The following is a 14,585-nucleotide window of genomic DNA, read 5'->3' on the forward strand; positions in this document are numbered from 1 at the left end:
GATAAACCCTCGTTGTTATTTTACAGCTAAGCGCTGGTTTAGTTCGTCGAGTCTGGCTGGTGTGCCTATGTCGTCCCACTGACCAAGGTACAGCTCAGTGGATACTTGATACTCTGCCAGCTTCTCACGCAGGATAGGCCCTAGTGCAAGCACACCCGGTGTTAGGCCTTTAAAAAAGTCAGCATGAAAACGGCTGATACCTGAAAACGTGTACTTTTGACTATCGGGACCTAAATGGCGTAACGCAAAATCACCGTCAGGATTGTGGGCCGGGTTTTCAACCAAAACAAGGTGCGCTTCGCCGGGTTCTAAATGCAGTTGTGTGAGTGACGTCATATCGTAATCAGTAAATACATCCCCGTTAATCACCACAAAGTGCTCGCCAAGCAAAGGCAAAGCGTGAAGTATGCCACCGGCTGTTTCAAGCCCACCTTCGCACTCTTGGCTGTACTGTATGGTGACACCAAACGCTTCGCCATTGCCAAAATACTGCTTTATTTTATCTCCTTGCCACGCAAGGTTTATGACAATATCAACAATGCCTGCTTGGCGTAAGTTAATAATGTGGTGTGCTAATAATGGTTTACCTGCCACTTTTAACATCGGTTTAGGCAGCGTACTAGTCAACGGCATCATGCGTTTTCCACGGCCTGCCGCTAAAATCATTGCTTTCATTTAATCTCTTTGTCTAACCGCTTTTTAGTCTGCACAATGATAGTGTGTTCAATCCACTCACTGAGTGCACTTAACTCTGGGTAATCTTTACTTACATTACTAATATACTGAAGCGTTGGCAGCACATTATTTAAATAGCCAGATTTTCCATCGCGTAATTTTAAACGGCAAAAAATACCGGCCGCTTTCAAGTGACGCTGTATTCCTGTTAAATCAAACCACCGTTTGAATTCCTCAAACGTAATACCGTGAATTAACTGCTGCTTGGTAAATTCGTCATAGGCAAAATGCAGTAAATAGTCGAGTTCATGTTCAGGAAGTTGAAAGTAGCAATCTCGAAGTAACGACACTAAGTCATAACACACTGGCCCCTGCACTGCATCTTGGTAGTCAATAATCGCCCACTGCTGTCCTGTACGCATAATATTTCTACTATGAAAATCACGGTGTACGGTCACAATAGGTTGCGCCAGCGCATTATTGACCAGCAGTTGACAGGCATCTTGCCACATCTGTGTTTGCTCATCCGACAACGAACAATCAATAAACGCATCAACAAGCCATTCGCTAAAAATGCTCAATTCAAATTGCAAAAAGTCATCATCAAACACTTTCATATATTGAGCAGGCGGTGTTTGCGCCCATTGTGCACTGAGCTTTATGAGATGCTTATAATGTAGCGTGCGGTCTTCATCGCCAAGTAAGTCAGCTAAATGTGTATTGCCTAAATCACTCAGTAAAAAGAAGCCTTTCTTTTCATCAGCCTGAAGAATTTTTGGTAATTTAAAACCATGTTTAGAGAACACTTTGTTTAGTTCGATATAGGGCGTGTTATCTAATTTATCAGGATCAGAATCCATCACAATGAAGCTTTGTTCTGCGGTATTAATACGAAAATACCGACGAAAACTCGCATCGCCAGTGATGGCTGCTAATTGATATTCATCCTCCTTAAAATGAGGATTTAAAAACTGCTGTAAACTTTTATAACGATTCATTTAGTAAGATATCTATTTTTCACTAAGTCAATTACTGTATTTGCCATTGTTTTCCTTTATTATGTCTAGCTTATATCCAACCAAAGAGCATTAAGGTCATTAAATGAGCAAAACCTGGGGCATAATGATGCTAAGCGTACTTAGCGCACCATCGTTCGCCGAAACTGAACTGGCACACAACTTTTGTGGCACTTCAATGCAAACCAGAGCTTGGCAACCGCTCCCTGGCCTTGAACTTAATATGATCGATATCAAATCCGATGATATTGAACTATTGGGTACCCAAAGCGCAGAATTTACCGGTAATGTAGATATTAACACCCTAACGATGAATTTGTCCGCACAAAGTGCACTGATTGACAAACAACGTGGTCTACTTAATGCAACCGGCCCTATCGTTTATCGCGATAAAGTTAGCCAAATTAATAGCTCTGGGCTCAACGCAGATTTAAATAACTCTGAATTAAGCCTACTTGGCGCTGACTATAAGCTCACCGACCAACTCGGTCATGGTGGCGCAGAAAAACTGACAGTCAATGAGTCTGGCCTAAACCTTATGAACGCAAGCTTTACTACCTGTCCGGGCGAAACACCGGTATGGGCAATTGAAGCAGATGAAATTGATTTATCGAGTGAAGATGGCTGGGGTGAAACTCACAATACCGTATTACGCGTATTCGATACGCCCGTGTTGTATATCCCTTATTTCACTTTTCCATTAGATGACCGCCGTAAGTCAGGATTATTAACACCTAATTTCTCAAGCTCTGGTCGCTACGGTCTTGAAACTATCACGCCGTATTATTGGAATATAGCGCCAAATTACGACGCAACAATTACGCCACGCTATATGTCTAAGCGTGGCTTACAAATGATTGGTGAGTTTCGTTATTTAACAGAGCAAAATAACGGTTTAATCGCTGTAGAGTACCTTGATAAAGACGACGAAGAGCCAAGTGTTGACTCGCGCTATTTATTTCACTGGCAACAGCAAAGTTATTTTGGTGAGAACTGGCGCGGCAACATTGATATTACCAATGTGAGCGATGATAACTACTTAACCGATTTAAACTCGAATTATGCCACTCGCACAGATACCCAGTTATATCGTACAGGCTCACTAACGCATTTAGGTGATACGTGGCGTACCGACATCAAACTTCAAAGCTTTGAAGTGCTCGGTGATCACCGTGAATCTTATGCAGCATTACCACAAATTAGTTTTTCACAAACTAACCCATACGACTTTTATGGTGTCGATTTAACACTCGACGGTGAACTTAGCTACTTTACCAATAACAATGCAGTGATTGATGAAGCAAGCCGCCTTCACATTGAACCAAAAGCCAGTTTGGGGTATCAAGAGTATGCGTGGTCTTTTTTATCTGAAGTAAGCCTATTACACACCACTTATAATCAACACGGTGATCTAACGGGCACTGACTTTGAAGAAAAAGTCACACGTACACTGCCAAAAGTACGTTTATACAGCCAACTAAACTTTGAACGTGAAACCGCTTTTTTCTTCAAAGAAGGCATTCAAACGTTAGAACCTCAAATTCAGTATTTGTATACACCCAATAAAGACCAGTCGAATATTGGCCTTTACGATACCACCAAGTTACAAGATGACTTTTTTGGTTTGTTTAGAGATCGTCGCTTTTCGAGCATCGACCGCATAGCAACCGCAAATCAATTTACTTTAGGTGCAACAACGCGCTTATTTAGCAGCGACAATGAAGAAGTGTTTAATTTCAGTGCTGGGCAAATCTTTTATTTAAGCGATGATGCCAAACCGACTTCGCAAGGGATTCAGTCTGATACAAACTACAATGCCTTGTTTGCCGCGCAAACCATGTTACATTGGCACCGTCGCTGGTATTTATCTGGGGGGATTCAATATGACACCGATGGTAAAGAAATAATCCAGTCAAATATCACTTTAGATTATAAAGGTGACGATAAACAGCTCGTACAATTGAACCATCGCTATGCAAATGATGTCTCAGGCAATACAATCGAGCAAGTTGGTCTATTTACCAGCATTCCGCTAACACATGATTGGCAGTTTGTTGGCAGCTATCACCGCGATTTAGAAAGTGGTCGTAGCATTGAGGTTTTCAGCGGCCTGCAGTATGAATCGTGCTGCTGGGCGTTTCAAATCACTGGCCGTCGTCAAATCGAAACCGATTTGAATCAAGCGATTGGCCAAGAGCAAGCCACTTTTGATACCAGTATTGGCTTCAATATCGTGTTAAAAGGACTTGGTAGTAAAAGCCGTTATGATGCACAAAAATTATTACAACAAGGTATTTTTGGCTATCGTAGACCGTATTTTCTTAATAACTAGTACCGCAGTACTATTAGCAAGAGTATTAGAAAAAGTATGAATTTAAAAAAATTATTTGCATCAGCATTATTAACAGTTGGCTTATGCCAAAGCGTTTTCGCAAAACCTGTCGAAATAGACAAAGTCGTCGGCATCGTTAACCAAGGTGTTATCTTACAAAGCGAAGTCGACACAATTATTAATCGCGTAAAAGCACAAGCAGCCGAGCAAGGCCAAGAGCTCCCATCGGATGATACGTTGCGCATTCAAGCGATTGAACGACTTGTAAGCCAAACTCTTATGATGCAACTTGCAGAGCGTATGGGCCTTGAGATTTCGGATTCACAGCTTGACCAAACGCTAGAAAACATGGCGCGCGAGCAAGGTGGCACGATTGCTGATTTGCGTCGCACGATTGAAGCGGCTGGTGAAAGTTTTCCCGCTTACCGCGAAGAAATACGTAAAGAGATCACCACCCAGCAAGTTACACGTGCTAACGTCGATCGCCGTATTTACATCAGCCCACAAGAAATTGATAACCTTTTAAAAATAATGGAAACACAAGGTAAAAATGCCGAAGAGTACAATATCGGCCACATCTTGATTGATATTCCAAGTGATGCAACACCCGATGAAATTGCCAGCGCTAAAACACGTGCTGACAAAGTCATTGAATTTTTAAAAGAAGGTAAAGAGTTCAAGCGCATTGCAATTTCATCATCAAGTGGCTCAAAAGCGCTTGAAGGTGGTCAGTTAGGCTGGATGGGTATTAATGAAATGCCTTCACTCTTTGCAGAGGCTGTAAAAGGTCAGAAAAAAGACGATATCGTTGGTCCACTTCGCTCAGGCGCAGGTTTCCACATTATTAAAGTACAAGATGTACGTGGTCGCCAAGTAGTTGAAACCACAGAAGTTCGCTCTCGTCACATCCTTATTAAACCGTCTATCATTTTAAGCGAAGAAAAAGCGCGCGAGATGCTTAAAGGCTTTGCGAAAGACTTGCGTGAAGGTAACGCCGACTTTGCTGAACTTGCAAAAGAGTACTCTGAAGATCCAGGTTCTGCGCTAAAAGGCGGCGAATACGATTGGACAGACCCAAGCACCTATGTGCCTGAGTTCAAAAACACCTTGTTGTCACTTGATAAAAACGAGATCAGTGAGCCATTTAGAACGCAATTTGGCTGGCATATTGTGCAGTTGCTTGATAAACGTGTCGCAGATAAGACTGAACTTGCTAAACGTAACCGTGCGCATCAACTGCTGTTTAATCGTAAGTTTAAAGAAGAAAGCTTCAACTGGCAGCAAGAAATGCGTGAGCAAGCTCATGTTGATATCTTCCCTGTAGAATAATCATTATGACAATAAGAGTAGCAATCACCCCAGGTGAACCCGCAGGTATAGGCCCTGATTTATTAATTAAGTTAGCGCAACACGCGTGGGATGCCCAACTTGTCGTAATTGCTGATGGTGCGTTATTAAAACAACGCGCCAAACAGCTTGGTTTAAACATCGACCTGATCAAATTTGATGAAGACCAAGCTCCAGCAATTGCACCGGCAGGCAGTGTCTATTTGCATCAGGTTGACCTAGCTGAAGAAGTTGAAGTGGGTGTCTTAAATGATGCAAACGGTCAATATGTCTTAGATACGCTTCGTATCGCCAGTGAAAAAAATATGGATGGCACCTTTGCGGCAGTAGTCACAGGCCCTGTGCACAAAGGCATTATCAACAAAGCGGGTATTTCGTTTAGCGGTCATACCGAGTACTTTGCGCAGCAATCTAATACAGCAGATGTAGTGATGCTGCTTGCAACCGAGGGATTACGTGTTGCCCTTGTCACTACACATATTCCATTAGCTTATGTGTCACGTGCTATCACCGTTGAGCGCCTAAGCAAGGTGGCAACGATTTTAAACCACGATCTACAGACTAAATTTGGTATCGAAAAACCACGTATTTTGGTGTGTGGTTTAAACCCACATGCTGGTGAAGATGGTCATCTAGGCCGCGAAGAAATAGATACGATAGCCCCCACCCTCGAATTATTAAATAATCAGGGTATGAATTTAATTGGTCCGCTGCCCGCTGATACATTATTTCAAGATAAATACCTGTCACAGGCCGACGCCGTGCTTGCTATGTATCACGATCAGGGATTACCTGTGCTAAAATACAAAGGTTTCGGCAACTCGGTGAACATCACCCTTGGCTTGCCATTTATTCGCACATCAGTGGATCACGGTACGGCACTTGATTTAGCCGGCACAGGGACCGCCGATGTGGGTAGTTTTGAATTAGCGATCCGCGAAGCAATTAAGCTCGCCCATGAAAAAGCACAAAATTAATGACTGATAAAGTACATTTAGGACACCGCGCCAGAAAGCGTTTTGGCCAAAACTTTTTAAATGATGACATGATCATCGATAAAATTGTGACGGCTATCGATCCTAAACCCGAAGACAATTTAGTAGAAATCGGCCCAGGTCTTGGTGCTATCACCGAACCCGTTGCAGACTTAAGTGGCCATCTAACTGTTGTTGAGCTAGATAAAGACTTAGCAGAGCGTTTAGTAAGTCATCCTTTTTTAGGGCCAAAACTAACAGTGCATCAAGGTGATGCAATGAAGTTTGATTTTAGCACCCTGATTAAAGAAGACGAAAAACTAAAGATTTTTGGTAACTTGCCATACAATGTTTCGACTCCTCTGCTGTTTCATTTATTTGAATTTGCTGACAACGTTGAGCATATGCACTTTATGCTTCAAAAAGAGGTTGTTAAGCGCATGGTAGCAAGCCCTGGTAGCAAAGCTTTTGGCCGCTTAACTGTCATGACACAGTATTACTGCCATGCAATGCCAGTGATTGATGTGCCCCCAGAGTGCTTTAAACCTGCACCTAAAGTTGATTCAGCGGTCATTCGTTTGATCCCTAAGAAGCCTGAGCAACGTACAGCTAAATGTACCAAGCTTTTAAACACTGTGTGCTTAGAAGCGTTTAACCAACGTCGTAAAACACTGCGCAACAGTTTATCAAACCTTCTGACTGCTGAAGAGCTTACAGGCATTGGTATTGATATTACACTTCGTGCAGAAAGTCTGTCTTTACAACAATTTATTGATATAGCTAATTGGATTTATGACAACAAGCAGTAATTTAGGTTCGCCAATTAAGGTCTCTGTTGAGACCTTCTACGTTGAAGGTCAATCGGAGCCTGAACAAGATAAATACGTTTTTGCTTACTCTATCACGATTAAAAATCATAGTTTGTGCAGTGCTAAGCTATTAAGTCGCTACTGGTTAATTACTGATGCCAATGGCAAGGAAGTCGAAGTTCAAGGCGAAGGTGTCGTTGGTGAAACCCCCACTATTGCCCCAGGTGAAAGTTATAAATACACCAGCGGCGCAGTGCTCGACACCCCTGTAGGGACAATGCAAGGTTATTACACCATGCGTAACGAATTCGGCACTGAATTTGAAGCCCCGATTGACGTGTTTCGTCTAGCACGCCCTAACATACTGCATTAAGTATCGATGGCTGACTACGCGATAGGGGATTTGCAAGGGTGCTACAGTGAATTTGACGCACTACTCAAGCGCGTTAATTTTAATCCTAGCAAAGACCACCTATACCTAGTTGGTGACATAGTTGCTCGAGGCCCAGATTCTCTTGGGTGCCTTGAGCGACTCTATGCAATGCAAGGCAGTGTCAGCATTACGCTTGGCAATCATGACCTGCACATGATCGCGTGTTATCATTTAAATAAACCACACAACCCAAAAGATAAGCTCAGTGCTGTTTTTAGCAGCTCTAAACTCACTGACTATATTCAATTTTTACAGCAACAACCACTTGCTCTATGGCTTGAAAAGTACGACATGTTCATAAGTCATGCCGGTTTAAACCCCAATTGGTCGATTAAGAAAGCATTGAAACGCGCTCACTTTGCAAAGAATTGCTATCAAGGTGCTGATGCTCGACATTTTTTTAGCCATATGTACGATACTCATCCGCCTAAATGGCAGTCAACACTCAGTAATGAAGCTAAGTTTCGCTACATTGTAAATTACTTCACACGCATGCGTTTTGTAGACAAAGAGGCCCATTTAGACCTCACAAACAAAACCAGTACCAGTGCAAATAGCTCAACAATACCGTGGTTTGAACACCCGAATATAACGCAATTAACGCAGCAGATTGTTTTTGGTCACTGGGCGGCAATTGAAGGAAAAACCCAACGAGCAAATATACATGGCCTTGATACAGGCTGTGTGTGGGGAGGAGAAATGACTCTCATGGAACTCAGTAAAAAAGAGCGTTTTGTCGAAAGTTCTCACTCTTTTATCTAAATTAACTGAAAAATAACTGAACATCTGTTAGATTTATATCAATTAAAGTAAATTTAAATAAAAGCCAATTTAATTTAAATACTTAACTTATCAGCAACCCTGCCGATAAATACTGATTAGTACTATTAGTGGAATTACATATGAACTTGACCGTTAGACAGCGTATTTGGGGCGGCTTTATTGTCATTACCCTACTCTTGCTATTTATTGGTGGTAACTCATTGATCAGAATTACCAATATTGATCAATCTACACAGCGAGTTAATCAGCTGTCACTCCCTGCTCTCGATAAAAGCTATGAGCTACAGGTCGAATTCATCTTAATGAGTAAATCCGCACAAGCGAGCTTTTACACAGCATCACAAGATGAGCTAGCAGCGACACGTAGCAGCTTTAATGAACAGAAAAAACGTTATGATAATTCTTATCAAGATTTACAAAACGTGGTTAGTGATGACCCAAAACTAAAACAAAGTAGTCAACAAGTAGAACAAACCTATAAACGTTTTGCTAAATCGGTTGATAACCTGTTTAAAGATAAAAAAACGCAGCTTGAACTTAACAAAACTCTCAGTACTCAACTTGAAAGTATTGAGCTTAGCGCTGAAGATGCAAACTCTGTGGTACTCGATATTATTGATATTGATGGCTTAGAAGAGAATCACTCACGTGCTTATCAAGCGGCAAATAACTTAGAAAATCATTTTCAATCATTAGTGACTAACAGCACTGATATGCTCACAGTGAAAACACTGAATACGCTAGAAATCATAAAAAAAGAGCAAATATATTACCTTGAAGAAATTGAGCGCAGCTTAAGCTTAATTCGCCCCGCTGTTATTGAGTCGAATGCAAGCCTATACAATGATTTAAACGGCTACTTTGAAACACTTGCCAACAATGTAAAAGGTTCAAATAGCTTGTCGGCAAACAAAAAACGTTTAATTGATGCCATTGCTCAAACTGAAGCGGAGCTTGCTAATGCCGAAAACTCGACAACAGAAGCATTAACACAACTGCGTGAACTCGTTGATCATGCCACAGTGCTTGCCTTTGATTTACAGCAAGACGTCAGTGGTAACGTGACGACAGCGACACTTTGGACTTGGGTCGCTATGATTATTGCAACGCTCATTGCAATCGTTGTTGCAGCCATGACTGTAAACCGTATCACTAAGCCACTTTCTGAAGTAAACCGTATTCTAGATATCGTTGCCAGTGGTGATATGACACAACGTTTAGATGACACTGCAAAAGATGAATTTGGTGAGCTTTCACGTAGCTGTAATACATTAATAGAAAGCTTACGTACGCTAATCCAAGGTATTATTTCTCGTTCTACGCAACTTGCCGCTGCGTCTGAGGAAACATCGGCGATTACCGAAGAGTCAAGCCAAGCCATTCGTAACCAGCAAGCACAAGTAGAACAAGCAGCAACGGCGACGACAGAAATGAGCAGTACCTCTCAAGCGGTTAGCAGCAGTGCTCAACAAGCGCTGAGTGAAATTAAAAACGCAGATAAAGAAGCCGAGCGTGTTAAGGGTATCTCATCGCAAAACAAAGCGACGATTGAACAGCTTGCACGTGAAGTCGATGACGCGTCTCAAGTCATTAATAAGCTGCATAAAGACAGTGCATCAATTGGCGGTATCTTAGATGTGATACGTGGCATTGCAGAGCAAACAAACCTTCTTGCACTTAATGCCGCTATTGAGGCAGCACGCGCAGGTGAACAAGGCCGTGGCTTTGCTGTTGTAGCAGACGAAGTACGCTCTCTTGCGAGCAAAACTCAAGAGTCTACGCAGGAAATCCAAGCAATGATTGAATCACTGCAAATTGGTGCGGAAGCCGCTGTTGCCGCAATGTCTAAAGGTAAGCAACAAGCTGAATCATGTGTTGAGCAATCAGACCAAGCCAACACTGCACTTGACTCAATCACCGCAGCCGTTGCCCAAGCACATAACGTAAGTGAAGAAATATCGACAGCTGCGCACGAACAACAACAAGTCTCGCAAGAGATCAGCGAGCGCTTAGAGTCAATCGTTGCTATTGCAGAGCAAACAGCTGAAGGGGCTAACCAGACGAACATCTCAAGCTCAGAAGTCGCTAAATTAGCTGAAGAATTACGACTGTCGGTAGATGCCTTTAAAGTTTAAATAGCCTTCGCTATACCTAAATAGAAAAACCGTGTTTAGCATTGCAAACACGGTTTTTTTATTCCCCCTTCAGCTCATTCAATGATCCCCATTCATACCACTGCGCTTAATTAAAAGGTCTATATTGAGGCAATAAAACCGCGTTGATAACAAGACAAAAATTTCGTTATTGAGTTGTGCTCGGCAATTGCTCCTGCATTACTCTCCCTCCGGCATCCATGCAGTCGTAAATCAGACATTTTTAACGCAGCTAGCGACTGGTGTAATCACTCAAAATGAGTAAGAATTATTGCAGATAGGTATTAGCATGATTTTGAATTGGTATTATTCACAGACATAAAAAAACCGCAACGAGTGAAGTGACCCCCAATAGTTGGACATTCCAATTACTGGGGGTCTTTTTATGTCCAAACATCATCGAGCTTTTAAGCTCAAAATAGCAGAGCTCGCTTTGTCTGAAAGCTCTTCGACGGTAAGTAACAGATTTAATGTTACAGATAGGCAGGTCCGATATTGGACCGCTATTTATCGAATTCATGGCGCTGAAAGCTTCAGGTCTGTTCACAAACCTTATTCTCAAGCATTTAAGGTAGAAGTGTTAAAAACGATGACAGCAAACAGTTGGTCACTCGGTTATACCAGTGCTTTTTTCGATTTATCGTCCCCTGGCATTCTTTTTCAATGGCAAAAGCTTTATGCTCGTGATGGTATATCACGTCTCAAACCACAAATAAAAGGTAGGCCAGTCATGACTAATAATTCTTCTTCTTCATCAAAACCAGTAGAGCAAATGACTGAGGAGGAGTTACGAGAAGAATTAGCATACTTACGAGCAGAGAATGATGTGCTAAAAAAGTTAGAAGCCTTGGCTCAAGCCAGAAAGAAAAAAGCAAAGACAAGACGATAGTCGTCGAAGAGTTCAAGGCAAAACATAGCTTACGACACCTTTTAAAGGCTACAGGGCTGCCAAAGAGTGTTTACTATTATCATCGCACTACCTGTAAGCAACCCTGTACAAGCAATGATTTACTGGTAAAAATACGTGATATCTATCACGCGCATAAAGGACGATATGGCTATCGCAGAATTACGAGTGCTCTGAGAACAATGGGGGTACTTGTTAATCATAAGCGCGTTCAACGGCTGATGAATGAGTTAGGCCTCAAGTCAAAAGTAAGGCCTAAGCGCTATAAATCCTATAAAGGTGAAGTGGGTAAAATCGCAGAAAATACGCTTAACCGCGAGTTTAGTGCGCAGAAGCCAAATCAAAAATGGGTGACGGATGTGACAGAGTTTAAAGTGGATAATGAGAAGGTATATCTATCGCCTATGATTGACCTATTCAACCAAGAGGTAATCAGTTACGAAGTCAGAAAATCCGTTGCACTCCCTTTGGTAACTGACATGCTTAAAACAGCAACTGCTAGGTTGAAGCCAAATGAAAAGCCAGTTGTACACTCAGATCAAGGGTGGCAATATCAAAACAAACAATATCAAAATCATCTCAAGGAAAAAGGGTTGCAACAAAGTATGTCTAGAAAAGGAAATTGTTTAGATAATGCGGTTGCTGAGAACTTCTTCGGCATATTGAAGAGTGAGATGTACCACAACGAAACGTTTAAAGACGTGAATGAGCTTATTGAAAACATCAAAGAATATATCCACTATTACAACAATGAGCGTATTAAGCTGAAACTAAAAGGCCTGAGTCCGATACAGTATCGAAATCAGGCCTTGGCAGCCGCTTAAAAATGAGTCCAACTTTATGGGGTCACTTCAGAGTGCGGTTTTTATAAATCTGTTTGGCTTTACTATTAAAGACCTGCGCGCTCTTTAATAGCAGCAACAACTGGCGAGCCACCAAAGCCATTGGCTTCAGCCCATGCGATGTCTGCACCGTCTTCAAATGAAGAAGATGGTAAACGCTTAACAATATACTCACCCGTATCGTTTGCACCACTCACAATTGCATGACGAAGCATGTTGTTGTCATTGCACTTAAAAGCGTCGATGATATTACGGATCTTTACGCGTGAACTTTTTAGTTTATCACGTAAACGATTCTTATCATCTGCAGCAATGTACTCACAAAGTGAAAGCGCCAACTGCTGATCGTCGGCTTTAACAGGTGCTGTGTACGCAACTGAAGCCGTAACAACTGCTGCGGCTAATAACATATTTGGTAACTTCATCATATTTTGCCCTTATGTAATACTTTTAGCTTACCAAGCTTGACTATTATTGTACCAATCAAACCATTTTATCGCAATATTGTTAAGGTTTTTTATACAAAGTAACAAAAGTATACGGGTGTGGATTATTGTTATCTGGCAGTTTCTCTTCCTGCTCGACAACTGTCCAGTTAGCAACACTTTCGTAATCTGGGAACTGCGTATCTCCCTCTACATCAAGATCAATGAAGGTTAAATAAAGTCGCTCTGCGTGAGGAAGAAACTGCTGATAAATATTTCCTCCACCGATGATCATCACTTCATCTGCCTCTTTTACTAGGGCTAGCGCCGCATCTGGCGACGTTACAACCTCAATCCCTTCTGCTTTATAATCAGCATTACGGCTAATAATTATGTTTTGACGCCCTGGTAATGGTCGACCTATAGACTCAAAGGTTTTACGTCCCATAATCACAGGTTTAGCCATAGTAACCTGTTTAAAGTGCTGTAAGTCGGCAGGCAAATGCCAAGGCATTTGATTGTCTTGACCAATAATACGATTATTTGCCATTGCAGCAATCATTGAAATTTTCACACTACACCTTTAATACTTTTTTCTTATTAATAAAAAAGGAGCACGAGGCTCCTTTTCCGTTTTAAACTTTAACGTTGGTAGATAACTTCAACATCGTAGTCATCATCGTCCCAATCATCCCAATCGTCGTCGTCATCTTTCGACGTTGCTTTTTGATGGTATGTATCCCATTTAAATTCAACTTCTTCTTTCTCTTCTTCAGCGAATTTTTCTTTCGGCATACTATCAAGCAACGCCATGATATCGTGACAAAGTGCTTGGGTATTTTGCTTGTTTGCGGCAGAAATTCGGTAAACATTGGTTTCTTCACCCAGCTCTTCAGCTATTTGTTGGCAAAGTGCTTCAGCTTCGTCTTCTGGCAGCAAATCTATTTTATTAAACACTAACCAACGCGGTTTATCAGCAAGTTTAGGGCTGTACTGATGAAGCTCATTAACAATCGCAAACGCATTGTCCACTGGGTTAGTGCCATCGACAGGCATAATATCGATGATATGTAACAGCACACGACAACGCTCTAAGTGTTTTAAGAAGCGAATACCAAGACCCGCTCCATCAGAGGCACCTTCGATTAATCCTGGAATATCGGCTATGACAAATGACTTATTAGCATCAGGACGCACAACCCCTAAATTAGGAATAAGCGTTGTAAATGGATAGTCAGCAACTTTAGGTTTAGCCGCAGATACACTGCGAATAAATGTTGATTTGCCCGCATTAGGTAACCCCAGTAAGCCAACATCAGCAAGCAACATCAGTTCTAAACGTAAATTTCTTACTTCGCCAGGCGTACCTAATGTTTTTTGGCGCGGAGCACGGTTCGTACTTGATTTAAAGCGTGCATTCCCCAAGCCATGGAAGCCTCCTTTTGCAACAACCAGTTTCTGGCCATGCATTGTTAAATCACCTAATGACTCTTCAGTATCAACATCTGTAATACGGGTTCCAACAGGTACTTTTAGGACTAAATCATTGCCCTTCTTACCGGTCATATTGCGACCGTGACCATTGGTGCCACGCTCTGCTTTATGAAAACGCTCAAACTGATAATCAATTAAGGTATTTAAGTTTTCATCGGCCTGTAGATAGACACTGCCACCATCGCCGCCATCGCCGCCATCAGGACCGCCATCCGGCACATATTTTTCACGTCGGAAAGATACGACACCGCTGCCGCCATCACCCGCGTCACAACGAATTTCCACTTCATCTACAAACTTCATGATTACTCACTTTAAGATTGGCTTGTTAATAACTGTATTATACACCTAATTATATAGCTAAGCATCTTCGTACAGTGCCGAAGATGCTTAGC

14 protein-coding genes are annotated in these 14,585 nt (G+C 41.9%); 9 read left to right on the top strand and 5 right to left on the bottom strand.

What is annotated here, in order from left to right; genetic code table 11:
- Nucleotides 1–15: 15 nt before the first annotated feature.
- Nucleotides 16–675, bottom strand: a complete 660-nt coding sequence (gene murU, locus H3302_RS13015) for an N-acetylmuramate alpha-1-phosphate uridylyltransferase MurU (protein ID WP_065979658.1) — start codon at nt 673–675, stop codon at nt 16–18.
- The gene (locus H3302_RS13020; RefSeq protein WP_065979657.1) at nt 672–1,673 is read right to left on the bottom strand and encodes an aminoglycoside phosphotransferase family protein; all 1,002 of its coding nucleotides are present in this window, start codon (nt 1,671–1,673) and stop codon (nt 672–674) included. Before H3302_RS13020 ends, murU begins: the two co-directional genes overlap by 4 nt.
- A gap of 103 nt (nt 1,674–1,776) precedes the next feature.
- Here H3302_RS13020 and lptD point away from each other — a divergent pair, with 103 nt between their 5' ends.
- From lptD to H3302_RS13065, 9 genes are all read left to right on the top strand, one after another.
- Complete coding sequence (gene lptD / locus H3302_RS13025; protein WP_065979656.1) at nt 1,777–4,023, top strand: LPS assembly protein LptD; 2,247 nt, start codon at nt 1,777–1,779, stop codon at nt 4,021–4,023.
- 36 nt (nt 4,024–4,059) lie between these two features.
- A complete protein-coding gene (gene surA / locus H3302_RS13030) occupies nt 4,060–5,352 on the top strand; it encodes a peptidylprolyl isomerase SurA (RefSeq protein ID WP_036965983.1) in 1,293 nt (430 codons plus the stop codon).
- Nucleotides 5,353–5,357: 5 nt separating this feature from the next.
- On the top strand, nt 5,358–6,347 hold the full coding sequence (gene pdxA / locus H3302_RS13035) for a 4-hydroxythreonine-4-phosphate dehydrogenase PdxA (RefSeq protein WP_065979655.1): 990 nt from the start codon (nt 5,358–5,360) through the stop codon (nt 6,345–6,347).
- A complete protein-coding gene (rsmA, locus tag H3302_RS13040) occupies nt 6,347–7,153 on the top strand; it encodes a 16S rRNA (adenine(1518)-N(6)/adenine(1519)-N(6))-dimethyltransferase RsmA (protein ID WP_065979654.1) in 807 nt (268 codons plus the stop codon). The genes pdxA and rsmA overlap by 1 nt, the downstream gene beginning before the upstream one ends.
- Nucleotides 7,137–7,526, top strand: a complete 390-nt coding sequence (gene apaG, locus H3302_RS13045; RefSeq protein ID WP_036965974.1) for a Co2+/Mg2+ efflux protein ApaG — start codon at nt 7,137–7,139, stop codon at nt 7,524–7,526. Before rsmA ends, apaG begins: the two co-directional genes overlap by 17 nt.
- A 6-nt stretch (nt 7,527–7,532) precedes the next feature.
- Entirely contained in the window at nt 7,533–8,348 is an 816-nt protein-coding gene (locus H3302_RS13050) for a symmetrical bis(5'-nucleosyl)-tetraphosphatase (protein ID WP_182395455.1), read from the top strand.
- Nucleotides 8,349–8,488: 140 nt separating this feature from the next.
- On the top strand, nt 8,489–10,504 hold the full coding sequence (locus H3302_RS13055; RefSeq protein ID WP_036965967.1) for a methyl-accepting chemotaxis protein: 2,016 nt from the start codon (nt 8,489–8,491) through the stop codon (nt 10,502–10,504).
- 403 nt (nt 10,505–10,907) lie between these two features.
- Nucleotides 10,908–11,411, top strand: a complete 504-nt coding sequence (locus H3302_RS13060; protein ID WP_182395458.1) for a transposase — start codon at nt 10,908–10,910, stop codon at nt 11,409–11,411.
- Nucleotides 11,408–12,253, top strand: a complete 846-nt coding sequence (locus H3302_RS13065) for an IS3 family transposase (protein ID WP_259369895.1) — start codon at nt 11,408–11,410, stop codon at nt 12,251–12,253. Before H3302_RS13060 ends, H3302_RS13065 begins: the two co-directional genes overlap by 4 nt.
- A gap of 65 nt (nt 12,254–12,318) precedes the next feature.
- Here H3302_RS13065 and H3302_RS13070 read toward each other — a convergent pair whose 3' ends face one another.
- The 3 genes from H3302_RS13070 to cgtA form a co-directional block, all read right to left on the bottom strand.
- On the bottom strand, nt 12,319–12,699 hold the full coding sequence (locus H3302_RS13070; protein ID WP_036965965.1) for a DUF3718 domain-containing protein: 381 nt from the start codon (nt 12,697–12,699) through the stop codon (nt 12,319–12,321).
- A 79-nt stretch (nt 12,700–12,778) separates the two neighbouring features.
- Nucleotides 12,779–13,258 (bottom strand): type 3 dihydrofolate reductase, encoded by a 480-nt coding sequence (folA, locus tag H3302_RS13075; protein ID WP_036969051.1) that lies wholly within the window; start codon nt 13,256–13,258, stop codon nt 12,779–12,781.
- An 80-nt stretch (nt 13,259–13,338) separates the two neighbouring features.
- Nucleotides 13,339–14,493 (bottom strand): Obg family GTPase CgtA, encoded by a 1,155-nt coding sequence (gene cgtA / locus H3302_RS13080; protein ID WP_036965963.1) that lies wholly within the window; start codon nt 14,491–14,493, stop codon nt 13,339–13,341.
- Nucleotides 14,494–14,585: the final 92 nt, after the last annotated feature.

This window comes from Pseudoalteromonas sp. MT33b (genome assembly GCF_014117385.1).
Classification (GTDB): domain Bacteria; phylum Pseudomonadota; class Gammaproteobacteria; order Enterobacterales; family Alteromonadaceae; genus Pseudoalteromonas; species Pseudoalteromonas lipolytica.